26 protein-coding genes and 2 riboswitches are annotated in these 24,390 nt (G+C 36.7%); of the genes, 7 read left to right on the forward strand and 19 right to left on the reverse strand.

From position 1 onward, the window contains the following. Positions 1-24: 24 nt before the first annotated feature. A complete protein-coding gene (locus tag MHI57_RS03555) occupies positions 25-510 on the reverse strand; it encodes a flavin reductase family protein (RefSeq protein WP_233435247.1) in 486 nt (161 codons plus the stop codon). Next, complete coding sequence (gene murB / locus MHI57_RS03560; RefSeq protein WP_340975078.1) at positions 503-1,435, reverse strand: UDP-N-acetylmuramate dehydrogenase; 933 nt, start codon at positions 1,433-1,435, stop codon at positions 503-505. The genes MHI57_RS03555 and murB overlap by 8 nt, the downstream gene beginning before the upstream one ends. A gap of 129 nt (positions 1,436-1,564) precedes the next feature. Between murB and MHI57_RS03565 the strand changes: the two genes are divergently transcribed. Then, positions 1,565-1,807, forward strand: a complete 243-nt coding sequence (locus tag MHI57_RS03565; protein ID WP_095373211.1) for a DUF1450 domain-containing protein — start codon at positions 1,565-1,567, stop codon at positions 1,805-1,807. A 37-nt stretch (positions 1,808-1,844) separates the two neighbouring features. On the opposite strand, the gene MHI57_RS03570 is transcribed toward MHI57_RS03565, so the two are convergent. Then, positions 1,845-2,618 (reverse strand): arylamine N-acetyltransferase family protein, encoded by a 774-nt coding sequence (locus MHI57_RS03570; RefSeq protein WP_340975082.1) that lies wholly within the window; start codon positions 2,616-2,618, stop codon positions 1,845-1,847. A 283-nt stretch (positions 2,619-2,901) separates the two neighbouring features. Between MHI57_RS03570 and MHI57_RS03575 the strand changes: the two genes are divergently transcribed. From MHI57_RS03575 to MHI57_RS03585, 3 genes are all read left to right on the forward strand, one after another. Next, entirely contained in the window at positions 2,902-3,657 is a 756-nt protein-coding gene (locus MHI57_RS03575; RefSeq protein WP_307318515.1) for a TraR/DksA C4-type zinc finger protein, read from the forward strand. Between the two features lie 301 nt (positions 3,658-3,958). Next, a complete protein-coding gene (locus tag MHI57_RS03580) occupies positions 3,959-4,141 on the forward strand; it encodes an SE1832 family protein (RefSeq protein WP_095373208.1) in 183 nt (60 codons plus the stop codon). Between the two features lie 544 nt (positions 4,142-4,685). After that, positions 4,686-5,087 (forward strand): VOC family protein, encoded by a 402-nt coding sequence (locus MHI57_RS03585; protein WP_340975084.1) that lies wholly within the window; start codon positions 4,686-4,688, stop codon positions 5,085-5,087. Positions 5,088-5,277: 190 nt separating this feature from the next. Here the strand turns inward: MHI57_RS03585 and MHI57_RS03590 are convergent, their stop codons facing one another. After that, a complete protein-coding gene (locus MHI57_RS03590) occupies positions 5,278-6,102 on the reverse strand; it encodes a 2OG-Fe(II) oxygenase (RefSeq protein WP_180317079.1) in 825 nt (274 codons plus the stop codon). Between the two features lie 29 nt (positions 6,103-6,131). Then, the gene (locus tag MHI57_RS03595; protein ID WP_095373204.1) at positions 6,132-6,812 is read right to left on the reverse strand and encodes an NAD-dependent epimerase/dehydratase family protein; all 681 of its coding nucleotides are present in this window, start codon (positions 6,810-6,812) and stop codon (positions 6,132-6,134) included. 181 nt (positions 6,813-6,993) lie between these two features. Between MHI57_RS03595 and MHI57_RS03600 the strand changes: the two genes are divergently transcribed. Continuing rightward, complete coding sequence (locus MHI57_RS03600) at positions 6,994-7,818, forward strand: aldo/keto reductase (RefSeq protein ID WP_340975087.1); 825 nt, start codon at positions 6,994-6,996, stop codon at positions 7,816-7,818. A 71-nt stretch (positions 7,819-7,889) separates the two neighbouring features. On the opposite strand, the gene MHI57_RS03605 is transcribed toward MHI57_RS03600, so the two are convergent. Continuing rightward, positions 7,890-9,005: an NAD(P)/FAD-dependent oxidoreductase gene (locus MHI57_RS03605; RefSeq protein ID WP_340975088.1), complete on the reverse strand. Its 1,116-nt coding sequence runs from the start codon at positions 9,003-9,005 to the stop codon at positions 7,890-7,892. A 60-nt stretch (positions 9,006-9,065) separates the two neighbouring features. After that, on the reverse strand, positions 9,066-10,856 hold the full coding sequence (gene pepF / locus MHI57_RS03610; RefSeq protein WP_340975089.1) for an oligoendopeptidase F: 1,791 nt from the start codon (positions 10,854-10,856) through the stop codon (positions 9,066-9,068). 130 nt (positions 10,857-10,986) lie between these two features. Here pepF and MHI57_RS03615 point away from each other — a divergent pair, with 130 nt between their 5' ends. Beyond that, a complete protein-coding gene (locus MHI57_RS03615; protein WP_322909392.1) occupies positions 10,987-11,769 on the forward strand; it encodes a hypothetical protein in 783 nt (260 codons plus the stop codon). Between the two features lie 353 nt (positions 11,770-12,122). Here MHI57_RS03615 and MHI57_RS03620 read toward each other — a convergent pair whose 3' ends face one another. The 5 genes from MHI57_RS03620 to thiW form a co-directional block, all read right to left on the reverse strand. Continuing rightward, positions 12,123-12,749, reverse strand: coding sequence for an FMN-dependent NADH-azoreductase (locus tag MHI57_RS03620; RefSeq protein WP_095373199.1), 627 nt, complete (start codon positions 12,747-12,749; stop codon positions 12,123-12,125). A 145-nt stretch (positions 12,750-12,894) separates the two neighbouring features. Further along, complete coding sequence (thiE, locus tag MHI57_RS03625) at positions 12,895-13,503, reverse strand: thiamine phosphate synthase (RefSeq protein WP_233435246.1); 609 nt, start codon at positions 13,501-13,503, stop codon at positions 12,895-12,897. Next, positions 13,503-14,312 (reverse strand): hydroxyethylthiazole kinase, encoded by an 810-nt coding sequence (thiM, locus tag MHI57_RS03630; protein ID WP_340975092.1) that lies wholly within the window; start codon positions 14,310-14,312, stop codon positions 13,503-13,505. Before thiM ends, thiE begins: the two co-directional genes overlap by 1 nt. Next, positions 14,312-15,118: a bifunctional hydroxymethylpyrimidine kinase/phosphomethylpyrimidine kinase gene (thiD, locus tag MHI57_RS03635; RefSeq protein WP_307318492.1), complete on the reverse strand. Its 807-nt coding sequence runs from the start codon at positions 15,116-15,118 to the stop codon at positions 14,312-14,314. The genes thiM and thiD overlap by 1 nt, the downstream gene beginning before the upstream one ends. Next, complete coding sequence (thiW, locus tag MHI57_RS03640; RefSeq protein WP_095373195.1) at positions 15,087-15,608, reverse strand: energy coupling factor transporter S component ThiW; 522 nt, start codon at positions 15,606-15,608, stop codon at positions 15,087-15,089. The genes thiD and thiW overlap by 32 nt, the downstream gene beginning before the upstream one ends. Positions 15,609-15,679: 71 nt before the next feature. Beyond that, positions 15,680-15,772: riboswitch (TPP riboswitch) on the reverse strand. A 43-nt stretch (positions 15,773-15,815) separates the two neighbouring features. Next, a riboswitch (TPP riboswitch) is annotated at positions 15,816-15,927 on the reverse strand. Between the two features lie 129 nt (positions 15,928-16,056). On the opposite strand from thiW, the gene MHI57_RS03645 reads away from it, so the two are divergent. Further along, positions 16,057-16,563: a shikimate kinase gene (locus MHI57_RS03645; RefSeq protein ID WP_307318488.1), complete on the forward strand. Its 507-nt coding sequence runs from the start codon at positions 16,057-16,059 to the stop codon at positions 16,561-16,563. Positions 16,564-16,612: 49 nt separating this feature from the next. Here MHI57_RS03645 and MHI57_RS03650 read toward each other — a convergent pair whose 3' ends face one another. The 7 genes from MHI57_RS03650 to MHI57_RS03680 form a co-directional block, all read right to left on the reverse strand. Further along, positions 16,613-17,701 carry a hypothetical protein gene (locus tag MHI57_RS03650; protein WP_340975097.1) on the reverse strand — a complete coding sequence of 363 codons (1,089 nt, stop codon included), beginning with the start codon at positions 17,699-17,701 and terminating at the stop codon, positions 16,613-16,615. 200 nt (positions 17,702-17,901) lie between these two features. Beyond that, complete coding sequence (locus MHI57_RS03655) at positions 17,902-18,810, reverse strand: nuclease-related domain-containing protein (RefSeq protein ID WP_340975099.1); 909 nt, start codon at positions 18,808-18,810, stop codon at positions 17,902-17,904. A 385-nt stretch (positions 18,811-19,195) separates the two neighbouring features. Next, complete coding sequence (locus MHI57_RS03660; protein ID WP_095373191.1) at positions 19,196-20,296, reverse strand: branched-chain amino acid aminotransferase; 1,101 nt, start codon at positions 20,294-20,296, stop codon at positions 19,196-19,198. A gap of 421 nt (positions 20,297-20,717) precedes the next feature. Next, positions 20,718-21,317, reverse strand: coding sequence for a response regulator transcription factor (locus MHI57_RS03665; protein ID WP_095373190.1), 600 nt, complete (start codon positions 21,315-21,317; stop codon positions 20,718-20,720). Continuing rightward, positions 21,314-22,450 (reverse strand): sensor histidine kinase, encoded by a 1,137-nt coding sequence (locus MHI57_RS03670; protein ID WP_340975103.1) that lies wholly within the window; start codon positions 22,448-22,450, stop codon positions 21,314-21,316. The genes MHI57_RS03665 and MHI57_RS03670 overlap by 4 nt, the downstream gene beginning before the upstream one ends. Before the next feature lie 89 nt (positions 22,451-22,539). Next, the gene (locus MHI57_RS03675; protein ID WP_340975105.1) at positions 22,540-23,550 is read right to left on the reverse strand and encodes a fatty acid desaturase; all 1,011 of its coding nucleotides are present in this window, start codon (positions 23,548-23,550) and stop codon (positions 22,540-22,542) included. A 123-nt stretch (positions 23,551-23,673) separates the two neighbouring features. Next, positions 23,674-24,282 carry a branched-chain amino acid aminotransferase gene (locus MHI57_RS03680; RefSeq protein WP_340975106.1) on the reverse strand — a complete coding sequence of 203 codons (609 nt, stop codon included), beginning with the start codon at positions 24,280-24,282 and terminating at the stop codon, positions 23,674-23,676. Positions 24,283-24,390: the final 108 nt, after the last annotated feature.

The raw sequence follows: 24,390 nt of genomic DNA on the forward strand, positions 1-24,390 counted from the left end.
TCCTGTTTATGTAAATTATTCATTTCACTCATAAAAACTGTCAGGAATACCTGCGAATTTACGCTTATGATATAATAACGGTTCTTTTTTATTGCTTTCTATATCAACCACTTTTCCCACTAAAATACTGTGGTCGCCAGCTTCAATTGTGTCATGCATCTCACATTGAAATACACCAGCACAATCAGCAATAATTGGCAATCCATTGGCTGATTCAGACCAATCAGTATTTTTAAAACGATCAAGACCTTTTGAAGCAAATAATGAACAAACTTCTGCTTGATCATGAGCTAATACATGGACAGCAAATTTTTTCGTTTGCGTGAACTTCTCATAAGAAGATACTCTTTTATCTATTGACCACAATAATAACATTGGATCTAATGAAACAGAAGCGAATGAATTCACCGTTAAACCGATAGGTGTGCCTTCTTCGTCCATCATTGTGACAACAGTGACACCTGTAGGGTAATTACCCATGACTTCTTTAAATAAATCTGTTTTACTCATGATTCTTTCCCCTTTCATTCTCCTCATAATCCCCTAAAATTTGTACTTCTCTTTCTAGCTTCACACCAAAATTGGCAAAGACCTTTTCTTGTACAAGATGAATGAGCTGAATATAATCACTAGCAGTCGCTTCATTCATATTCACCATAAAACCTGCATGTTTCGTCGACACTTGCGCGCCCCCAACCGTTAAGCCCTGTAAGCCGCTATCTTGAATCAACTTCCCAGCGAAGTATCCAGGAGGTCGTTTAAAGACACTACCACAAGAAGGATACTCTAGTGGTTGTTTCGATTCTCTCGCAAAGGTAAATTCATCCATCTTTGCTTTTATGTCTGCTTTATTTCCTTTTTGTAGCGTGAATGTCGCTTCTAGTACAATTAGCTTTTTCTTAGCAAATGCACTTGTACGGTAAGCAAAATCGAAGTCTTCTGGTGTTAGCGTTAATAACTCACCTTCCGTATTTAAAGCAATGACCTTTGTTAATACATTCGAGATTTCACCACCGTATGCCCCTGCATTCATAAATACCGCACCGCCTACACTTCCTGGTATCCCGCATGCGAACGCTAACCCATCTAACCCGTGTTCATATGCAGTACGAGAAACATGAATAATTACAGCGCCACTACCTGCTGTTATTTGTTTTTCATTAACAGAAATATCATTAAAATGATTCAGGTTTAACACAATTCCAGGTAAACCATGATCACTAATAATGACATTTGCTCCTTTTCCAAGTAAAGTTAGAGGAATCTTTTTATCGAAGGCAAATTTTACGACCTTTTGTGCGTCTTCAGTATTTCTTGGCTGTACGTAAATTTCCGCCTCGCCACCAACCTGTATATATGTATGTTTTGACATCGGCTCTTGATGATAGATATCACTATTCGTTAATAGCTGACGTAATGTTTCTTTGATGTTCATTTTTTTACTCCAATCTGTTATGCTTTACAAAAAGTCAATGCATTTTTATACTGAAAGGTATAAAAATAAAATAACATGAAATCATGTATTTATCTAGTACTTTGTGAGACGAAAGAAAGTGTGATAACCATGGGTTTAATATTACTAGAAATTTGCGACATGAACCTCTTGTCAGAAGAAGCGTTGCAAGCACTATTAGAAAAATATCCCGAAGTAGCTGTTATGAGCTATGATTGTCAAAACTTATGTGGTCTTTGCAAAATGAGACCATATGCGCTTGTAAACGGACAAAGGATATTTGGAAAAGACTTGCCGGAATGCATTGAAAATATACGCATTAAAATAGAAGAGGAACTGGCATTGTTCGCATAATTCATTCACACTGGAGCCTAATAAAGGCTCCAGTTTTTTATTTATTCTTTAATGTAATCCCAAATAGATCTTTAGCTAATTGTAAAAATTCAGCTGTTGCTACTTTTCTTTTCGTTATATTTCCCCCTACATTTAGGGTATAGGAACTTTCTGTCAACGTAACCGTTTCATATTCTCTAATAGATGTGAATAGATAACCCTTATTAAAAGGTGATGATTCACTATGAATAATGGTGTCTTGTATGGTCGTTAATTCATCTTCTGATTGTATAGTGTTTGCCAAAGAGAATTTATACCCTGTTTTCCAATCATGTACACCGTTTTTTTTCATATTTAAAATATATTCATCGTTATTGTATGTGATTCTAAAAAAACCGTTCGCTGATTTGACTTCTTCACCGTCTAACGGTACAGCTTTTAAAGGTAAATTATTGCCAAAACCTGTATCTACTAAGAAAGGTTTATTTTCTTTAGTGAGAATGATACATACATGCGTGTCCCCAGTACTTGACCATTTTTGATTAGTGTGATCATAGACATTCCCTTTTACTAATTTTACATCTAATCCTTCATCTTTTAATACATAAAAAAGCAAAGGGTTCAAATGATAGCAAACACCACCAAATCCATTGTTTAAACAAGTTTCTTCAATTAATTCTTTCGTAATAGGTGTTGTACTTCTCGCCATAATACTCGTGTTTTCAAACGGGAAGATATTTGTTGTTTTTCTTAGAACTTCGTCCAGATTATTAAATGTAATCTTCTCTTGAAAATGAATTTTCTCTTTAAACTTCATAGTCAAGTCTGTCATTGTTCATCATCCTTTGGTATAACTTCACTCTACTATAACACTCTTCGGCTATCTCATAAATGAATCTGCATAAGTTTGGCGAGCTCAAGGTATATTTCTGTTTCTTTGAATTACTGAGAATTATTTAAAAAGACAAAATAATCATTCCTCCTATCACAGATTGCCTACTATTTTATTCCTAAAAAAACAAACACATGCAAACACAAATCACTTTGAATAAACCTTACATAATAAAGAGACAAACCGCTGACAATATAAGCAACAAAGATAGGAGGACTTCATTATGTTATCTGCTGAACAACTACATCATTTTAAAAAATTGTTAACACAATCTTTGAAGGAAAATGAACAACAAATAGAGCAAAATCATCATTTCGGACTACATGAAGATCAAAATAATGTTGGTTTTTCAGGAGAATTATCTAATTACGATAATCATCCAGCTGATTCTGCGACTGAATTATATGAAAGAGAAAAGGACCTAGCCATAGACGATCATTATAGAGATGAAGTGGATGAAATTCGCACAGCTCTTACTGCTATAGAAAAAGGAACTTATGGAGTGTGTCAAGTTTGTCAAAAAGAGATTCCCTTAAGCCGCCTTGAGGCATTGCCAACAGCAACAACTTGCATTGAACATAGTCAACAGCAGAACTTAAATGAGTACAGACCAATAGAAGAAGAAGTCATTAATGCCGATGTCGAGGTACCACATGATGATAATAACGGTTTTGATGAAGAAGATAGCTGGCAATCTGTTGCAAAATGGGGGAATTCAGATGGACCGTCAGATTTATACGATGCCCCAACAGATTATGAAAAAATGTATCTTAATTCCGGTGAAAATGTTGGCTATACAGAAGAGTTCGAAAATAGTGTGGGAACGGATATCGATGGCAAAAACATTCAAATTTTTGACACTAAACAGTTACGTGCTTATGAAGAAGCACTTGATGAAGAAGGCATTATGACCACTTTCGGTGATTTAAAAGCTTATGAAGAAGAACCATATGTAGAGAACGAAGAAGATGAGCAATAATAAAAAGCGAGACTATAGCGTCTCGCTTTTTATTATTCACTGCTTTACTTCTCTTCTTTGGCGAGATCGATTATCATGACAATTAACACGAGTAATTGAATCAAGACATCGGCTTCGATCGGAATCATCCTCCTCCATAAATGGTGAAGTTCATTCCTCCGTTTCTTCTAAGAAGTAAAGACTTACGTTTCCCTTACTCCATCTATATGCAGAAGCGTCTTCATTATGTCTCCATATACTAGTAACCAGTGAAGATATACGTTAAACTAAAAAGGATTATATACATAGGTGGGGAGAATAAATGACATTAAAGGAAATTGAAAACCAATTAGCAGAGTTAAAAATGGACTATATGCGCTTACAAGATGATATCGAAAAGTTAGAGTCATTTGGACGTTCAGTTGAGAAACAAGAATTACGAATGAAAGAAATTGAAGAAGAACTACAAAGGCTTAATCGTTTAAAAGCTGAGCTTGAGAAATAATATGTTGACTATAGGTGAGAAACGGCCTGTTGATTTGCAGCCGGGTCCATTAAGTGATAATGAAGGCTTCCCCCAATTAATTTGGGGGATGTTTCCTGAGTTGATGAACACATGACTTGCACTAAAAAATAATCTTTTCATATTTTTCCCTTCACATTCTATTTAACAGAGTGTCAACAGAACGCTGATTTGATATCTTGTGACAGCAATCTTATAATGAGAAACTTTGTGGTTGTATAAAGGATAGTAGAAAAAAACCACTTGTTGCCCTTCCGATTGGATTTCTAACAAAGACAAAAAATAGGGCTATTAATCGAAACCTGCTCATTAAATTTAGTTACCCTTATAACGGATATAGAAAGCTCGCAATTAGAAGAAGTTCAAATACATAACGGTATAATCGGTTATTATGCAGTAACACCGTAACTTTTCTACAAGATGATGTTGCTATTGATACCGTGTAAGTTAACTAAAAAGGTGGATGAAGATGAGCATTCTCTGTGGAATCAAGTGATTAATCAGGCAAGCTAAGGAGGTATTACCAATGTCTAAAGGAATGATTCATCATATAGAATTGTATGTGTCAGAACTTTCACGTAGTATAGCTTTTTGGGATATATTACTAACAGAGCTGGGTTACAGTCGTTTTCAAACATGGAAGTACGGACAAAGTTGGAAAATAGAGAACAGTTATTTAGTCATTGTACAAGCAGAAGAGAAATATTTAGACATCCCCTATCATCGTTGTCGCGTTGGCCTTAATCATTTAGCTTTTCATGCACAGTCACGAAAGCAGGTTGATGTGATTACAGAAAAATTAAGAGAAAATCATGTCACAATTCTCTATGAAGATAAGCACCCCTTCGCTGGTGGTACAGGGCATTATGCTGTTTATTTTGAAGATCCAGACCGGATAAAGGTCGAAATTGTTGCACCCGCAATATAGTTTCATCGTCATTCTCCACCATTTAAATACTTGTCATCACCCATCATCATCATTTTATCTTCTCTCATATTTACATTAGTAGGAGGCGAATATGGATGATGCCTCCTTTTTCTATCAATCCAAAAAGCTATACTAAATAAAAAAACAATGATAAAAAAACAGCACCCATATTTTTATCATCACCACGCTTTTAATCAATCGCTTTTTGTCTAATCCATTTGGTTGCCACCCACTTTTCTCCTCTTTGTACCGGTAAACTTGAATGTAATGATTTGCGATCGACTTCACCTAGAGAATTACTATAGTGAAAAAAGACAGCAGATCCTTTCTTAGGGGTAAATGAAGCATTAATCTTCGGAAATATCGTTTCACCGCCTGATTCGACATCATTCAAATAGATTAGCATCGTCGCTATTCTTTGGCCGCCTTTACGATTGTCTACACGGTTTTCCGGAAAAAAATCAAAGTGAGACTTATATTCATCACCGACTTCATAATGCAATACTTGCAAACCTTCCCCATTTTCAATTGGATAAGAGGTCAGCAAACTGATTCGTTTTTCAATTCGAGCAATAAAATCATCTTCTTGAAGCTTAAAATACATCCCTTTGCTCGTTCTACCAGCAGCGGCTTTTTCTGCTCCAGAATTCGCATCTATGACTTTAGAAGGCTGAAGGCGGCATTTCGCCCGTTCAATGAGAAAATCACATTCCTCATCTGATAATACATGGTCTAATTGGATAATCGTGGGTTTTATAAAGTTAGAGCGAACAAACACCATTTGATTATCTACCACAATGGAATGAGGTTGTTCATTTAAATAGACAGGTTCATATTGATAAGTTGAGGCACCTTTAATATCTGAACTGGCAAACGCAATTTCAAACATTGTCTCATAGGCAAACCTAGCATCAAATCCTTTTTTAATCAGACCATTCGTAATAGCTAATGGACTTACTCCTTGTTTTAATGTATCAATAATCCAATCTTGTAGTTCATTTGAAATAGTTTTCATTTTTTCCAAAACAGACGTCAACTCCTCCCCTATTTTGACAATATGTTTTGTTGAGACTGAACAATCTTCATTAGTTGCTCTGAAGAATAAATACAAACCCCTTGTTTCTCCATATCAGTGATACATTTCATTGCTTGAGCAACATGCTTGGCTTCAATGGCATATTTCATTTTTTTCTCGTCATTCAATAATGGCGACAAAAGTTGATACAGCTTTTTACCCGCAAGTTCCCCTCTACGCTTTTCTAATCGTTCTCCCATTAACAATGAAGGCCTTACAATCGATAATGCAGGTAATGACAATGTTTTTAGTTTATCTTCTAGTAAGCCCTTAATCCTTGGATAGAACAATTTAGAACGAGCATTTGCATTGATAGAACTTATAATGACAAAATGTTCAACCTCATGACTTTTCGCTAATTTTGCCATCGTATAAGGATAATCTACATCTACTTTAATCATTTTCTCTTTTGTTTTTGCTTTTTTAATGGTCGTTCCTAAACAGCAATAAACGTGATCAACACAAAAATGTTCGGCATATTCTTCTAAATAATCAAAGTCAATGACTAATTCAATCAATTTTTCATGTTTCATATGAAGCGGTGTTCTAACAATAGCAATCACTTTCTCATACGAATCTTGTAGTAATAATTTTAATAATTCTTGCCCAACTAGGCCTGTTGCACCTGCTATCAGCGCAGTCTTTCCCATCTTTAAACCATCCTTCTATATTTTTTCCTTTCATTCTATGATACATGGAAACGGGTACAGATAAAAACAAAAAGTTTGAATTATTGTGCATTTATTGTTTTTTTCTAGTCACGAAGCTTTTCTTTTTGCAAAAATTACATCATATGCCATAATATGACCATAACATTAAAGGAGGTACTACATGAATACAATTACTTTAAACAATGGAGTAGAAATACCCCAACTTGGCTTTGGTGTTTGGCAAGTGCAAAATGAGGAAGCAACCGCTGCTGTGCAAACAGCCATTGAAGTTGGGTATCGTTCCATTGATACAGCGATGATTTATCAAAATGAAGAAGGTGTCGGCAAAGCCATTAAAAATGCTGGTATTGCTAGAGAAGATCTATTCATTACGACAAAAGTTTGGAATACTGATCAAGGATATGAACAAACATTAAAAGCGTTTGACGAAAGTCTAGAAAAGTTAGGATTAGATTATGTTGATTTGTACTTGGTTCATTGGCCAACACCACAATTCGATACTTATGTAGATACATATAAAGCACTAGAGAAATTATATAAAGACGGTCGTGTAAAAGCGATCGGCGTCTGCAACTTTCATATTGAACATTTAGAACGTATATTAAATGAGTGTTCAGTCAAACCTGTCTTAAATCAAGTAGAATGTCACCCCTATTTATCACAAAACGAATTAAAGGAATTTTGTAAGAAACATGATATCTATGTTGAGGCATGGAGCCCCTTACAACAAGGCGGGGAAGTATTACAGCTTGATTCAATTAAAGAAATAGCCAACTCAGTAGGAAAAACACCTGCCCAAGTAGTTCTGCGTTGGCATTTGCAGAACGATACAATTGTTATTCCTAAGTCAGTTACTCCTTCTAGAATTAAAGAAAACTTCGATGTCTTTGATTTTGAGCTTTCGCAAGTACAAATGGAAACCATTAATAAACTTAATCGCAATGAAAGAAAAGGACCAGATCCATCGGATATGAATGTTCGCTAATATTCTTTCATCAATAGGATAAAGAGGTAAGTGCTATAATATTCTTATATTTGCACCTCCCTCTTTTTTTATTACCTAAAGGCGTCTTTAATATTATATAGGGCTATATCAATATCTAATTCCTCGCCACTTACAAGCTTTGCTAATTGCGCACCTAAATACGGACCAGATGTTAATCCAGATGCTCCTAAACCATTGGCAGCATATAGTTTCTCGTACCCAGGAACTTGACCTATAACGGGTAAAAAACCAGGTGTATACGGTCTAAATCCCACTTTTGTCTCAACAAGAGTTGCTGCTTGTAAACCAGGTGCCACAGTCAACGCTTTAGATAATACTTCAAGCACGCCCCCCGCTGTCACATTCGTATTAAACGGATGTTCATCCTCATGTGTCGCACCAACAACGACTTTACCATCTTCAAAAGAGAGTAAATAATGATTTGTTGGAGGCTGAACCACAGACCATTCAGATGTGTCTGTATCAGGTACGTGAAGATGGACAATTTGTGCTTTTTGAGCGCTAACTTGAAAGTTGAGCCCTATTGGCTCTAATAATTCCCTTGCCCAAACGCCGGCGGTTACGATGATTTTATCTGCATGTAATAGCTCTCCATTCACCTTTACCCCTTCTAGTTGACCATTTTCACTTACTAAAAAAGCTTCACCATGAATGATATCAGCGCCATATAGTTCGGCGGCTTTTAGCAGTGCCTTCCTAAGTTTACGCCCATCTACTCTAGCCGCTCCACTCACATATACTGATTGAAAATCTTGCGACAGTGGTGGAAAGGCGTCTCTCGTTTCTTCTTGATTATAATTTTTGATTTCACCGATTTCTGGTGCATCTTCTCGCCTTTTTATCGCCCTATCTATCATCTTTTCAAGTTTTGTTTCGTCGTGATGTAAACTAATCGCACCTACTTTTTTATAACCGGTGTCTTGATCAGTTTCCGCTTCAAGTGCTGGAATTAATTGTTGATAATACTTTGCTCCCCCTTTAGCAAGCTGATACCACGCTTTGTTTCGACGTTGTGACAACCATGGGCAGACGATACCCGCAGCTGCTTCTGTCGCTTGCCCTGCATCTTGCCGATCGATTACTGTCACCTTAAAACCAGCTTTCGCTAAATGGTAAGCCGTAGATGCACCTAGTATGCCTGCTCCAATCACTATCATTTGTTGCATATTTTTTCCTCCATCATGGATAAAAGACGAAAGGCAATATGCTTTCCGTCTTTTTTCTTTCTAGCTTAAGCTTGCGAACTCTTCCACAAGCTCTTCAAACGTTTGTAACGCTTCGTCAATCGGTTTTGACGTCGTTAAATCCACGCCCGTATTTTTTAATAAGTCTAATGGAAATTCTGAACTTCCGCTTTTTAGAAACTCAAGATAAGTCTTTAATGTTTCCTCATCGCCATTATAAATCTTCGTTGCTAATTGAATGGCTGAAGCATAACCTGTCGCATATTTATATACGTAAAATGGTCGATAAAAATGCGGAATTCTTGACCAACCATATTTTACCTCTTCATCTAATACAAGGCTTTCCCCATGATAATCTTTAAATAGTTGTTCATAAATACCATTAAACACTTCTGTATTTAACGTTTTACCTTCTTCTGCTAATTGATGCGTTTTCCATTCAAATTCACTGAACATGACTTGTGTAAAGAATGTGCCTTTAAACTGATCAATAAAATGATTAAGTAAATGTCGTTTAATGTCTTCATTGTTTTCGTGATCAAGTAAATATTTTATTAAAAGTACCTCATTTACAGTTGATGCAACTTCAGCGACAAAAATACTGTAGCCTGCCGTAATTTGCGGCTGATGCTGGGCACTCCATTTACTATGAACACCGTGGCCACATTCATGCGCAAGTGTAAACATACTATCAAGATCATCACGATGATTTAAAAGTATATAAGGGTGTACACCATATACCCCCATATTATAAGCACCAGAGCGCTTTCCTTTCGTTTCTCTTACATCAATATAACGATGTTCTTTAAACGATTGCAATGTAGAAATATACTCTTCCCCTAGTGGCGCTAACGCTTTACACATCGTGGCAAATGCCTCTTCATATGGAATCTGCATATCGACATCTTTCACAAGCTGGGCACTTAAATCGTATTGTCTTAATTCATCTAACTGCAATAACTCTTTTCTTAATGCTGTATATTTGTGCATCGTTTGCAAATGGTCTCTTGTGGACTGAATTAGATTATGGTAAACCTCTTTCGGAACATTATCACCAAATAATGCTTTTTCTAATGCAGAAGGATACTGCCTTATTCTTGTGGTTGTAACATTATTCTTGATCGCTGCTGATAAAGTCGAGCCGATTGTATTTTTAAGTTGTACATAAGGCTTATAATACGCTTTATACGCTTCTTTCCGCTTTTGTCGATCATCACTTTCAATTAATTTCGCATACATTCCTCGTGTAAGTTCTACTTTTTCACCATTATCATTTGTTACGAGACCAAACTCAATATCAGCATTATTAATCATATTATATGTATTTGATGGTGCAGAAAGTGATTCACCGAGTTGTGATAATAAACTTTCTTGCTCAGTTGAAAGCACATGCGCTTTATAACGAAACGATTCGAGTAAGTCTTCTTCAAAATATTGCAGCCCTTCTTCTTCTTTAATATAAGCTTTTAATGTCGCTTCATCTAAGCTAAGTAAAAACGGCATAAAGAAAGAAGTTGCACTACTTACTTTTACACTTAGTTGTTTCGATTGATCTAATAAACTTTGAGCACGACTATCCCTTGTATCAACATCAGATTGTAACATCGCATAAGCATATACTTTACCAAACAAATAAGATAAATCTTCCTGCTTCTTCAGAAATTGAAATAAACTTTGACCATCGCTTATTTCCCCCTCGAACCCAGCTAACTCCTGCGCTAACGACTGAATGGATTCATAATCCTTTTGCCACTCAGACTCCTCACTATAAATATCAGTGATATTCCAAGTTTCTTCTACGGGAATCTCTTTTCGACTAGAATAGGTCGTCATAATTTTTAACACTCCTTAAATAGTTCATTTTTTTGCTCATATGCGTTATATTAACTAAATATATTCTATTTCGCCATTCTTAAACCTTTTTATAGTAATTAATAATGGAAAAAGGAAAGGAGATCCAATCATGGCTATTACATTACCTCATATCGAGGATGCGAATCAAACTAATTATCTCCCACCTCAAGGTGAGATTCAACCGTTTGAATCTGAAGAAGAATACGAAACTAAGTTAAAAGAATGGAAGCTGCCTGCCAAGAAAACGTTTTGGTTTAAACAAAAAACCCATCAACGCAAAGTAGAAATTGTCGGCTATCAAGCATACGGTGAAGAAGATGATCATTACACCATTGTAATCAAGTTCCAAGATGGAAAACTAAGTTGCATTCATCCGGCTTATTTAAAAGAAATGCAAGCAGGCAACTTTGGTAAAGAAGCTTTTGATGCTGCTGGACAACCAAACACCGCACAAATAGAAGAAAAACAGGCCGACGAAAAAACAAAAGAGCAAGCGCCAACACCGCCGAAAATCACAGCTACAAAAACGAAAACAAAGAAAAAAGAAGCAGCTAAAAAAATCCAACTTCCTGAAGATAAGGTCGCTTTTTCAGCAATTGTGAAGCAATTTGCGCTAAGCTATAACCATTTCACTGAGGACCATGATGAAGTCATTGTGCTCGATGAGGTTGTCATTCATCAAGACGACCCTTTACCAATTGGACTAGCTTGGTGCAGTCACTCTAAAACATTAAAAAAACAAGAATTAGCTATCGGAGACAAACTTTCCTTTAATGGCAAAATCGTCAAAAAGAAATTACCAAAAGCCCAAGACGATGTCGATGAAGAGCATAAAGTAGAAGAAACAGTACCTTATAAAATAAACAATCCTTCAAAAATTGAAAAACAATAGCAAACAGAGTGAGGCCATTCCTCACTCTGTTTTGTTCTACTTTAAGATAAGCAAGTAATCTCGTAACAGATTGGGTACTGATTCGACAAATAGTTCCTCAGCAATCATTCATGCTTGTAGTTAAAAAACATATTTAATTGCGTATACGTTTTTATCTTACTAGCTTGTTTAAAATGTCTTCCTTTTTTGAACCCTAATCTCTTTACACATCATCGAGTTGTGTGATACTGGTCAAGTTTATTAAAGGTTTACACAAAGAATGAGCGACCGTGATTTCCTATATACAAGTTTTAGGACGTCCTTTAGACAAAAAAAGCACCTCTACAAAAATATAGAGATGCTTTCGTATCGAATTAGAATTGAGCAGCAGCTTTAGCTACGTTTTGTAATCCTTCTTCAATAATATCTTGTGTACGATCTGGGTATTGGTTATGTCCTTCAATCACTACTTCTGACGGAGAAGTAATGCCCCAAAGGCTGATAATTGTTTTTACTAAGTTAACTGCCATTTCGCCAGCAGCCATACCTTCTAGTGAATAATCAGAACCTCTAGCATTTAAAAGCATCACTTTCTTGTCGCCAGCAAATCCTACTGGACCTTCAGCAGTATATTTAAACATTTTACCTGCTTGAGCTAAGTAAGAAACATAGCTGATCAATGGAGCTGGTACAGTTGAATTCCAAAGTGGGAATGCGAAAACGATTTTATCAGCATCAAAGAACTGATTTAAATACTTCTCAACTAGCGCCGCACCCTTTTCTTCTGCAGCAGTTAATTCCAACCCTTGGTTCTTTTTAAAAGTACCATTGATTGCATCATTACCATAGTAAGGCATGTTTTCTTCAAAAAGATTCAATTCCGTAATATCATCTGATGGATTTGATTCTTTATATGATTGTAAAAATGCATGATACATTTTTACAGAAATTCCAGCTTCAACTGGACGATCACTTGCGTTTACAAATAGAACTTTTGCCATTATGTGAAGACCTCCGAATGTCGTAATAATTTATTCGAAATACACTAAAATGAAATATCTCGAACCAAAAGTAATTTTAGTATATTAATAGTATCTTGTCAATGGAATAAGTTCTCTTTAACTACACTTATGATATTTTTTAGGTCTAAAGGAATAATTGAAGTAAATCTCGAGCTGACTTTTCTGGATTTTTAGATTTACTAATTGCTGAGACAACAGAAACACCTGCTAACCCTCGATTTTTAAGCATTTTTATGTTTTCTAGTTGAATACCACCAATAGCGACAGCAGGAATATCAATCGCTGCAATGATTTCCTCGAGCATACCTGGTGCTAATAAATCAGCATCTGATTTAGAAGTTGTCGGAAACACCGAACCTATTCCAACATAATTTGCTCCTTGTTCTTGAGCAAGTTTCGCTTCTTCCACATTGGATACAGAGATACCAACTACCATATCATCAGGAACAATCTTTCTAACGACGGCACATGGCAGATCATCTTGTCCAACATGCACACCTGCTGCACCTACCGCTAAAGCGATGTCTACTCTATCATTAATAATCAGTGGAATATCCAATGGCTTTAATATAGATTGTAATATTTTCGCCTTTTCATAAAAGAGTTGACCATCCGCTGTCTTCTCTCTTAATTGAACGATGGTCACACCACCTTTTACACCACTTCGAACAATATCATATAATTCATTGTTTGCTATTTTATCATCTGTGACTAAATATAAACGGTAATCCATTAGTTTTGCCTCACTCCATCTAGCCATATGGCTGCATTCATTGTACTAATCGTATCCATTAGCTTCACTCGAAATGAACCTAACCCTTCACCGGCATGTAAGCTCTTAGCTGCGATTTCCCCTGCTAGACTCATAGTAGCCATACCAATAACAGCCCCGTCAAACCAATTTTCTGAAACAGCAGCAGCAGTTGCTACTAATGAAGCTGTCATGCAGCCAGTTCCTGTTACCTTCGTCAAAAGATAATCTCCATTATCAATCACAACTAATTGCTTCCCATCTGTAATGACATCTTCTTTTCCACTAATAACAATGAGACAGTTTAGGACTTCAGCTGCCTCCTTTGCAAGTGCTTCAGGTGCTATTTCAATTGCCCCTGCATCAACACCACGCGTTTTTGTATTCTTACCAATAAGAGCAGAAACTTCAGAAGCATTGCCGCGAATAATGGACACTTTTATTGTGCTAATTAGCTCTTTTGCCTTATTTGTGCGATAAGTGGTTGCACCAACACCAACTGGATCAAATATTACTGGGGCCCCTTTTTGATTGGCAGTTTGTCCAGCTTTAATCATTGCCGCAAACATCGCATCATTAATAGTACCAAAATTAATTACGAGCCCATCTGCCATCATAGCCATTTCTTCTACTTCTAAGAGTTGGGTGGCCATAACAGGTGAACCGCCCATTGCTAGGGTCACATTTGCACAATCATTAATAGTTACTGTATTTGTTAAATGATGAATGAGTGGGGTATGTTCTTGTAACTGCTGAAAGACTCTCTCAACTGCTTCACTTGAAATCGCCATTATCTTTCCTCCATCTTTGCTTTGTTGTATAACTCATAAAAATGATTTGTCGGACCATGCCCATTACCGAGTGCTAGGCTATGCTCAATCGCTATGGAAATATAATTTTTCGCAGACTGTATGGCCTCAATAAGTTCTTCCCCTTTTGCTAACCCAGCAGCAATGGCAGATGATAGAGTACAACCTGTACCATGGGTGTTTTTTGTCTCTACTCTTCGACCATTAAACCAGTTGAAACTTTGTCCATCCCATAATAAGTCATTCGGTTCTCCTTCTAAATGTCCACCTTTTAATAAGACGGCTTTTGGCCCTAATTCATATAATTTTTTACAAGCTTGCTCCATATCATCAACCGTGCGAATTGTCATACCCGAAAGTACTTCAGCTTCAGGAATGTTTGGCGTAATTACAGTCGCAAGTGGTAACATTTTCGCTTTTAATGCTTCAATAGCTTGTTCCTTTAAAAGATGATGTCCACCTTTTGAAACCATAACAGGATCTAACACAATCACTTTTGGACTATAATGATTTAAACGGTCTGCGACGATTTTTACAGTCTCACTAGATGACAACATCCCGATTTTGACAGCATCAACTTGGATATCATCAAACACAGCTTCTATTTGGTCTTTTATAATATTGATTTCTATATCCTGTACCGAACGTACCTCTACTGTATTTTGAGCGGTAATCGCCGTAATGACGGACATGCCAAACACACCATTGGCGGAAAAAGTTTTAAGATCTGCTTGAATCCCAGCTCCTCCTCCTGAATCAGAACCTGCGATCGTTAATGCTGTTTTCATTGATGTAACCTCCAATAGCTTTATTCTTAATTAATACTCTTAATAAACCATATCCTAAAATTGCTCCAGTAAACGAGCTCACCATAAATGCTGGTAGGAATCCGAAAAGGGTTGCTTCTTGTCCTAAAAGTAATGTACTAATCGGATAAGTCGCTACTGCCCCTATCATTCCTGTTCCAACGACTTCACCTAGTGCTGAGAAGCCAATTTTTTTCGTTTTTTGATAAAGGAACCCTGCAAGTAATGCGCCAATCATACTCCCGGGGTAGGCAAAAACACTTCCAGTCCCCATCATATTTCTCAATGTAGATGAAAGAAACGCTTGACTAACGGCATACCATGGTCCAAGAAGTACAGCAGATAATACATTCGCCAAGTGCTGAATCGGAAAAATTTTCGCTATTCCAATCGGAATAAAAATGAGACTACTCGACACAGTAGTGATGGCTGCAATCGTTGCCGTCATCGTCATTTTTTGGATTTTATTCATAGACCTTTCCTCCTTTCGATAAAAATAAAAAAGCCGCTATTTTGAATAAGCGGCTTTGGTCATCATGATATGTATGACGTCACTCGCTTCCCTACGCTAGTATTAACTAGATCAGGTTCAAAGGGTTCATCTCAGCCAAGTATTTGGCACCCCTAGCATTTATTCATATATAAAAAAAATCCTCTACTTCCAAAAGGAAGCGAGGACGACTACATCGACACACTTCCCTCCACTGGTACAAACCAGATCAGGTTCAAAGGGTTTTGAACGGACGGCATTCAATCTCAGCCTCTATGTGGAGGCACCCCCAGTGAAAACTTATAACATATGATGCACTCAATATAACATGAAATGATAGAAATGAAAATAAAAAACATTGGATAGAAACGATGTTGCGACATAAAACGTTATGATATGATATTTTATATAATATTCGGGAGGACAGTCTATGGAAGATAAGAGTATTGTACTTATTGGGTTTATGGGGGTCGGAAAGACATCCATAGGAACGGAATTAGCTAAGAAATTACAGTGGGGTTTAATCGACACGGATGAACGCATTGAACAACAGTTTGGAATGTCAACTTCAAAAATTTTCCTTGATCATGGTGAAGAAGTTTTTCGAAAAGCTGAAAGCGAATTGATTGAACAACTATCTGCCGAAGAAAAACAGATTCTTTCATTAGGCGGCGGCGCCTTTTTAAACAGTAAGAACCGCGAAATTTGTTTACAAAACAGTACCGTTGTCCTTATCGAGCTCTCATGGGAAAATTGGCTCGATCGATACCCATTGATTAAAGATACAAGACCGAAATTGAATGGTCTTTCTACTGACGAAATGTATCATCTCTACAAAGAAAGACAAGCTCATTATCAACCATATCATCTAAAAATCAATGTTGACGGGAAAACAGCTGAAGAAGCTGCTGAATTGATTGTTAGTGGGATAGGATAAAGCTTGTGATGATTATGGTTATAGTTCATTAGAATGTTTCTTTTACTATCTAAGTAATTCGCATTATCCTAAACGAATTTATGAAAGCCGGGCACTCCCTTCCTCGGCTTTCATTTGTGTTTGGTTCTAAATAAATTGCTGAATAACTCCCTTTTTGTGAGGCGGTTATCTCTGGTTTTCTTTCTGAGTGACTTGCTAAACCCTTTTGCGAGGCGCTCATTTCTGGTTTTCTTTCTGAGGGACTCGCTAAACCCTTTTGCGAGGCGCTCATTTCTGGTTTTCTTTCTGAGGGACTCGCTAAACCCTTTTGCGGGGCGCTCATCTCTAATTCCCCTTCCGAGTGACTTGCTAAACCCTTTTGCGAGGCGCTCATCTCTGGTTTTCTTTCTGAGGGACTTGCTAATCCCTTTTGCGAGGCGCTCATTTCTGGTTTTCTTTCTGAGTGACTTGCTAATCCCTTTTGCGGGGCGCTCAACTCTGATTCTCCTTTTGAGGGACTCGCTAAAGCCTTTTGCGGGGCGCTCATCTCTGATTCCCCTTCCGAGTGACTTGCTACACCCTTTTGCGGGGCGCTCATCTCTGATTCCCCTTCCGAGTGACTTGCTAAACCCTTTTGCGAGGCGCTCTTCTCTGATTCCCCTTCCGAGTGACTTGCTAAACCCTTTTGCGAGGCGCTCATCTCTGGTTTTCTTTCTGAGGGACACGCTAAACCCTTTTGTGGGGCGCTCATCTCTGGTTTCTTTCCTGAGGGACTTGCTAACCCCTTTTGCGGGGCGCTCATCTCTGATTCTTCTTCCGAGTGACTTGCTACACCCTTTTGCGGGGCGCTCATCTCTGATTCCCCTTCCGAGTGACTTGCTAAACCCTTTTGCGGGGCGCTCTTCTCTGATTCTTCTTCCGAGTGACTTGCTAATCCCTTTTGCGGGGCGCTCATCTCTGATTCTCCTTTTGAGTGACTTGCTAACCCCTTTTGCGGGGCGCTCAGTTCTGGTTTTCTTTCTGAGTGACTTGCTAAACCCTTTTGCGGGGCGCTCATCTCTGATTCCCCTTCCGAGTGACTTGCTAAACCCTTTTGCGGGGCGCTCATCTCTGATTCCCCTTCCGAGTGACTTGCTAACCCCTTTTGCGAGGCGCTCATCTCTGATTCTCCTACTGAGTGACTTACTATCCACTTTTATTGTGATGTTATATAGATTTTTTTTGTGCACAAAGTCCTTTGTTCAACATATAACTGCTTACTAATAGATTGACCCCATCAGAATACATTTCAATCTATAAGATACTGTCACTTCTCTTCATTACTAAATAATTCAACTGTTTCTTCGGTTTTAAAACCCATTAATGATAATAAAAATAATTTCCACCACCATTAAGTGTATATTTCTCTTGTAAGAATCGTTGTATTGCGGAACTACTTATTGCTCCACCACACCAATCATAAATCGCCGTCTTTGTTACTTTTTCTGATGGAAAAAGAATAATAAAGTCATTGATTGCTTCACTTAATGCATCACAAGATGAAATGTTCCTCCTACATTTTGAGCAATGAAATTTGCGCAAACTCGCTCGCTTCATCTGCACACCGCACTCTCGACAAACCACACCTTTTACCAAATCCTCCGTACAATATTCGATTTTTCTAGCGTAATTCTTTTCTTCTTTATGATGACTCAAAAAAGCATGAACAATTTTTGTATAAAATGGAGAGTGTTGAATGTCTATTTGATTTAGTTCTCTTAATAATCGTGGAATTTGCGGTGGAAGAATAACATTTTGTTTCTTTGTACGATCATATAACATAAACTCCGGATGAACAAAAACCAGTAGATAATCAAATGCAATGTTTAATTCGTGCTTAGTAAGGAATTGGTGTAGGAGGGTTTCATTTCTTTCGATTTGTAGGAGGGGATTTTTAATTTCCTTATTTGTTGGTGAATACCATTTAGTTTCCTGAACCATAAAATCACCACTATAATTTTTCACTTCGAAAGCAATGAGTTTGTGGGGAGTTACACAGAGTGCATCAATTTGAAAGGATGTATGATTTATTTCTAGCAATATATCATAAAGGATGGGGAATTTTGGTGAAAGTTGTTGCAAATCATCTCGCCATTTACTTTCTCCTTCATATCCTTTTTCTAACATTTTGAGATATTGTTCATTCTCAGGGGACAATTTTGATCTAAGATGGAGCACGCGTAATAATCGGAGTTGGTAAGAGGGATTGAGCGGTTTTAGGTCTGGCAAATTACTTCATCCTTTCTTTTTACTCTATTATAACGAATTTTCCACATGAAAAAAATACCAATTTATTTAACTTCTCTCGGAAAGGACAACCTTGCTTGTTAAAAAGCGTAAAATCCTTTTGTGATTGTAGGGCTGAAGTAGCAAAATCAAACGATAATAATATATACAGTCAGTCCATTTTCTAAATCCATCACTTCTGTTTTGTTCTTTAAGTTTTTGTCCACTTTTACAGCGCTAATAATATATGTACTCGTTCCATTTTCTCACTATATCCATCACTTCTGTTTTATTCTTTTCAGTTTTTGTCCATTTTACAGAACCACATTTCTAGTCTAACCCTTTAAAAAACCACTTACCATCAATGGCAAGTGGTTTTTTTCTTCTATTAAATTGCTGTCGTAACAGCTTTTTCTTCGTCTACTTTCACAATCCAACCAAATTTATCTTCTACTTTTCCTTTTTGGATTCCTGTTAGCGTTTCGTAAAGTTTGCCGGCGATTTCACCTGTTTGTCCGCCACCAATGGTAAGTTTTTCGTTATTCCAGAATAGTTCTCCGACTGGTGAAATGACCGCTGCAGTACCCGTTCCGAATGCTTCTTCTAGCGTGCCATTTTTTTGCGCTTCATAGATCTCATCGATTGAGATACGACGCTCAGATAAAGGAATACCCCAGTCTTTAATGAGTTCAATAACAGAGTTTCTTGTAACGCCTTCTAAAATGCTTCCGTTCAATTCAGGTGTAACGACTTCACCGTTAATTTTAAAGAAAATATTCATGCTTCCTACTTCTTCAACATATTTATTTTCCTTGCCATCTAACCAAAGTACTTGTGAATATCCTTCCTGTTCTGCTACTTCTTGTGCTTTTAGGCTAGCAGCATAGTTTCCTCCTGTTTTGGCATTACCCGTTCCACCTTTGACTGCACGAACATATTCGCTTTGGACAGCGATTTTCACTGGGTTAATTCCTTCTTTATAATAGGCACCGACTGGTGACATGATAATAATAAATTTGTATTGATGTGATGGAGCAACGCCTAAATAAGGTTCTGTAGAAATAATAAATGGACGAATATATAGCGATGTTCCTTCTACATTTGGAACCCAATCACGATCAACTGCAATTAATTGTCTTAATGCTTGAACAGCAAGTTCTTCGTCAATTGGCGGAATACAGAGTCTGTTGTTCGATTTGTTCAGTCTCTCCATATTTTTATATGGTCTGAACATGAGCACTTCCTGATCTTCAGATAAATATGCCTTTAATCCTTCGAAAACACTTTGGCCATAATGAAATACCATTGCAGACGGGTCAATTTGTAATGGCTCATAAGGGACAATACGTCCATCATGCCACCCCTTGTCTGCATGATAGTCCATTACAAACATATGATCTGTAAAGTTCCTACCGAAAATCAACTGATCAAATGCCGGTTTTTCTTTTTTGGTTGCACGTCTTTGGATTTCAAACTGATAATCATTCATTTCTACTCTACTCCCTGTCTAAGATCAATTTAAAGTGCCGTTAAACATCTTTACTCTTTTTCTTGTGGTATTATGCACCATTGTAAACGAAATACTTTGATGATTAAACTACTCCTTCGCAATTTATACGATATTAAGAATTTATTACTTTAATACATAAAATCAATATAACATTTCCTTAATAAAGTACATTGATTGTTTAAAATATTATGAACCCTATTTTTGGTATTGTCAACACAGTTTCTGAAACTTTTCTATTATTCTTACAAATTTATAATTTCCCTATAAATACAGGATTTTACTAGCTTTTTATTGAAATGATTTGCATGAAATATTATGCAAAAAAAAGGTTTGGTTTTTTAGATAATTAGTCAAGAAATACAAAAAATACTCGTGACTTCCTGCTCGTCACGAGTATTCATTAATGAAACCAGCCTTTGTTTTTTGACTCTGTGATGGCTTCGATTCTGTTTGTTACTTCTAACTTCTCCAATATAGCTGATATATAATTACGAACTGTACCAACTTTAATCGTTAATATAGAGGCAATTTCTTTAGTGCTTTTTCCCTCTGCCATTAATTCAAGTACCGCTTTCTCACGTTCTGTTAAGGGATTTTCTTCTCGGTAGACATCATCCATCAGTTCCGGGGCAAAAATTCTTTTGCCTGCCATGACATTACGAATCGAATCAGCTAACTCTTCACTCGGGCTATCTTTTAATAAATAGCCCCGTACCCCTGCTTTTATCGCTCGTTGAAAATATCCAGATCTTGCAAAAGTGGTTAAAATAATAACCTTTATGCCCCTGTTTTTAATTGCTTCAGCTGCTTCTAACCCTGTTTTTAAAGGCATTTCAATGTCCATAATACAAATATCGGGACTTAGTTCTTGCACTAATGTAACGGCCTCTTCTCCATTGGAGGCTTGACCAACGACTTGCATATCATCCTCAAGGTTCAGTAACGAACCGAGTGCTCCTAACATCATTCTTTGGTCTTCTGCAATGACAATTCGAATCATGCCAAATCTCCTCCTTCAACTTGTTTAACGACAAGTGGAACAATAATTGAAATTGTCGTACCCTCGTCACAACTGATGTCCAAATGGCCATTTACAAATTCTAATCTTTCTTTCATGCCATTAATCCCATTACCATAGCTTTTTTTCTCACTATTCGTAATGCCTATTCCATTATCCTTTACTGTAACGACTAATTCTTTATTTCGTTCTTCTATTGCTACCGAACATTTTGTCGCTCGACTATGTTTGACTACATTTGTAACCGCTTCTTTTAAGCACATACTAATAATATTTTCTATAAAAATGGAAGTGTAAGCTTCTTTTAATGGTTCATTGATTTCCATATCCATTTGCGCTGCTTGTAAAATTTCCTTTATACGAACGACTTCTTCCTGCAATCGTATTCCTCTCATTTGCGATACCATTTTCCGTACTTCATTCAATGCTGTACGGGCTGTTTGCTGAACATCTTTTAATTCAACTTTTGCTTGTTCTGGATCTTTTTGAATTAACTTTCTCGCCAGGTCACTCTTTAATCCTATTAGTGAGAGTTTTTGACCAAGTGTATCATGTAAGTCACGCGCAATTCTTTGACGTTCTTCTTGTTTAACAAGGTCGGCAATTCTTTGGTTCGCGTATTCTAATTGTTTCTCTAGCCTCTCTTGTTTTCTTTTATTATAGATATTAAAAGGCAACAATATCATACTCACTAAAATAATAATCACAAATGGAATTTGACTTAAAAACATGTCACTTTTAACAACGATATTGTAATTAATGGCTACAGTCGTTGAAACAATGTGAATGATATAAACAATAAAAAACGCCACTCTATTTCTTATATATCCATTATAATAAGCGATGAAAAAAGCAAAATACACATACTGATAAATAATTAACATTGTCATTGAAACTGCAATCAATAAAAGAGACCATATATAAACTGGCCATTTATTAGATATGAAGGCAAAACGAAAAGTGATAAAAAAGACGACCGTTAATATGATACCAACAATAGTCTCCCAAGTCGTTGAAGATTGAAAGATAAAATAAAAAGGGAGAATCGTCAGGATAATCCATATGTATGGTGTCATCCCAGAGCTTTTTAATTTATATAAAAGTGGATATGACATTATAAACCTCCGCTTCAATGTAGAAATAGAAAACTCCTTTGTTTCTTTCATACAAAGGAGTTTCTTAACAGTATTATAGCAGATTATTATTAAGATACCGGTACTTTTCGGTATTGTTTTACTGCACGGTAGCCGACAAATATTTTCTTCTCTTCATCCCAAAGCTTAAAGCGAAGAGATTCTAGGCTTGTTGCTAGTGAAATGGTCGGTACATTTTGTAATTGCTCACTGTTAGTATGTGCTTTCTCTAATTCGTAATTTGGGACTCTTGGAGCTAGATGGTGTACATGATGGTAACCAATATTTCCTGTCATCCATTGCAGTGGTTTTGGCAATTTGTAAAATGAACTGCCTTCAATTGCTGCACTCACATATTCCCACTCTTTATCTGGCTCAAAATAAGAATCTTCAAATGTATGCTGGACATAGAATAACCAAATACCAGCTGCACCAGAAATCAGGAAAATCGGGGTTTGCACAAGTAGGAATGCTTCCCAGCCGATGAGATAACACATGAAAGCATATAAAGCAACAATTCCTACATTGGTTAAATACGTATTTAATCTCTCTGGTAAACGAGCACCCTTTCGATTAAAACGATTTTTAATTAAAAATGTGTAAATCGGACCTAATCCAAACATAATGATTGGATTACGGTAAAGTCGATAACCAACCTTCGTTAAAAAAGAGGCATCCATATATTCTTTAACAGTCAATAACCATATATCTCCTGTCCCACGCTTGTCCAAGTTACTGCTTGTTGCATGATGAACGGAATGATCATGTGCCCAAGCGCTATATGGAAAAATCGTAATAATCCCAGCAATCGTTCCCACAATTTTATTCGCTTTGCGGCTTTTAAAGAATGAATTGTGACAGCAATCATGAAAGATGATAAATATACGTATTAAAAAGCCCGCCGCTAAAACAGATAAAGCTAATGTCAATAAATAATGAATGGAAAGTGAAAAATAAGCAAGTGTCCATAAACCAAAAAATGGTACAAGCGTATTGATTAATTGATATATACTTTTGTTACGATTCGCCTTTTCAAATGGCAGCATTTGTTTTCTCAATGTTTTCAAACGTTCTTTTGTCATATTGTAAGTTCCTTTCCTTCAATATAATTTAATAATAAAGACGTCTGAAAATACTGTGAAGACATAGGTGTCATCACGCAACCATGATAAATGTCATGTATCCATTAAGACCAACTACTAATATCAGCCTTCAAGCTCAATTATTAGGTCAAATAAAACTTTATATATAAGTGAAAAAGCTTCGCCTATCTTCATATCTTCAGAAAATCCTTCAATATAATCTAACGTAAAGTTAATTTCCCATAAGCCATCTTTTTGATTAAACATGGGGCTGAGTCGCGCTTCTTCACTTGTGAAGATTGACATAAAATAGGCTTTAATTTCTTTTTCCTTTTTCTTAGGCTGCTTTAAACCAATCAAGCAATCATAAGTACGGAATAAATCATCTACTTCAAAAGAAAGTGATTCAACATTTAGTTGATCGAACCATACGGATTCAACATAGACGAATTCATTGATATGTTGCTTAAAATAAGTGATCGGCTGCTCAAAAAATTCACTGGCCGATTCTGTCCCAAGAAAGTTTTCTGTTTCTTTATCGCCTCTTTCAATATAACTATCAAAAAAGCGCTTTTTAGGGTCGAGGACATTTACCTCTTTTTCATCTATTATCTCCTGCTTTTTAGCGTAGTTTAATTCTTCAATAAATAGTAATTCCCCATTATCTTTTGCTTGTTTGATTCTTTCGACTAACTGTTCTTTAAACATTATTCGCACCTCTTTGTCTTTCATTGCAAGTTTTTCTCCTTTACATTCTACACAACTCTCTATCATGCTTTCAACAATGGAAAATCAATATAGACGAACATCCACTATCAATGGGCCCAATAAAGGCCATCT

Source organism: Cytobacillus sp. FSL K6-0129, assembly GCF_038007625.1.
Taxonomy (GTDB): Bacteria; Bacillota; Bacilli; order Bacillales; family Cytobacillaceae; genus Cytobacillus; species Cytobacillus kochii.

What these genes read in the sequence shown, in the direction of transcription:
- MHI57_RS03555 (WP_233435247.1), bottom strand. Translation starts at nt 510, where the DNA reads ATGAGTAAAACAGATTTATTTAAAGAAGTCATGGGTAATTACCCTACA.
- murB (WP_340975078.1), bottom strand. Translation starts at nt 1,435, where the DNA reads ATGAACATCAAAGAAACATTACGTCAGCTATTAACGAATAGTGATATC.
- MHI57_RS03565 (WP_095373211.1), top strand. Translation starts at nt 1,565, where the DNA reads ATGGGTTTAATATTACTAGAAATTTGCGACATGAACCTCTTGTCAGAA.
- MHI57_RS03570 (WP_340975082.1), bottom strand. Translation starts at nt 2,618, where the DNA reads ATGACAGACTTGACTATGAAGTTTAAAGAGAAAATTCATTTTCAAGAG.
- MHI57_RS03575 (WP_307318515.1), top strand. Translation starts at nt 2,902, where the DNA reads ATGTTATCTGCTGAACAACTACATCATTTTAAAAAATTGTTAACACAA.
- MHI57_RS03580 (WP_095373208.1), top strand. Translation starts at nt 3,959, where the DNA reads ATGACATTAAAGGAAATTGAAAACCAATTAGCAGAGTTAAAAATGGAC.
- MHI57_RS03585 (WP_340975084.1), top strand. Translation starts at nt 4,686, where the DNA reads ATGTCTAAAGGAATGATTCATCATATAGAATTGTATGTGTCAGAACTT.
- MHI57_RS03590 (WP_180317079.1), bottom strand. Translation starts at nt 6,102, where the DNA reads ATGAAAACTATTTCAAATGAACTACAAGATTGGATTATTGATACATTA.
- MHI57_RS03595 (WP_095373204.1), bottom strand. Translation starts at nt 6,812, where the DNA reads ATGGGAAAGACTGCGCTGATAGCAGGTGCAACAGGCCTAGTTGGGCAA.
- MHI57_RS03600 (WP_340975087.1), top strand. Translation starts at nt 6,994, where the DNA reads ATGAATACAATTACTTTAAACAATGGAGTAGAAATACCCCAACTTGGC.
- MHI57_RS03605 (WP_340975088.1), bottom strand. Translation starts at nt 9,005, where the DNA reads ATGCAACAAATGATAGTGATTGGAGCAGGCATACTAGGTGCATCTACG.
- pepF (WP_340975089.1), bottom strand. Translation starts at nt 10,856, where the DNA reads ATGACGACCTATTCTAGTCGAAAAGAGATTCCCGTAGAAGAAACTTGG.
- MHI57_RS03615 (WP_322909392.1), top strand. Translation starts at nt 10,987, where the DNA reads ATGGCTATTACATTACCTCATATCGAGGATGCGAATCAAACTAATTAT.
- MHI57_RS03620 (WP_095373199.1), bottom strand. Translation starts at nt 12,749, where the DNA reads ATGGCAAAAGTTCTATTTGTAAACGCAAGTGATCGTCCAGTTGAAGCT.
- thiE (WP_233435246.1), bottom strand. Translation starts at nt 13,503, where the DNA reads ATGGATTACCGTTTATATTTAGTCACAGATGATAAAATAGCAAACAAT.
- thiM (WP_340975092.1), bottom strand. Translation starts at nt 14,312, where the DNA reads ATGGCGATTTCAAGTGAAGCAGTTGAGAGAGTCTTTCAGCAGTTACAA.
- thiD (WP_307318492.1), bottom strand. Translation starts at nt 15,118, where the DNA reads ATGAAAACAGCATTAACGATCGCAGGTTCTGATTCAGGAGGAGGAGCT.
- thiW (WP_095373195.1), bottom strand. Translation starts at nt 15,608, where the DNA reads ATGAATAAAATCCAAAAAATGACGATGACGGCAACGATTGCAGCCATC.
- MHI57_RS03645 (WP_307318488.1), top strand. Translation starts at nt 16,057, where the DNA reads ATGGAAGATAAGAGTATTGTACTTATTGGGTTTATGGGGGTCGGAAAG.
- MHI57_RS03650 (WP_340975097.1), bottom strand. Translation starts at nt 17,701, where the DNA reads ATGAGCGCCTCGCAAAAGGGGTTAGCAAGTCACTCGGAAGGGGAATCA.
- MHI57_RS03660 (WP_095373191.1), bottom strand. Translation starts at nt 20,296, where the DNA reads ATGAATGATTATCAGTTTGAAATCCAAAGACGTGCAACCAAAAAAGAA.
- MHI57_RS03665 (WP_095373190.1), bottom strand. Translation starts at nt 21,317, where the DNA reads ATGATTCGAATTGTCATTGCAGAAGACCAAAGAATGATGTTAGGAGCA.
- MHI57_RS03670 (WP_340975103.1), bottom strand. Translation starts at nt 22,450, where the DNA reads ATGTCATATCCACTTTTATATAAATTAAAAAGCTCTGGGATGACACCA.
- MHI57_RS03675 (WP_340975105.1), bottom strand. Translation starts at nt 23,550, where the DNA reads ATGACAAAAGAACGTTTGAAAACATTGAGAAAACAAATGCTGCCATTT.
- MHI57_RS03680 (WP_340975106.1), bottom strand. Translation starts at nt 24,282, where the DNA reads ATGAAAGACAAAGAGGTGCGAATAATGTTTAAAGAACAGTTAGTCGAA.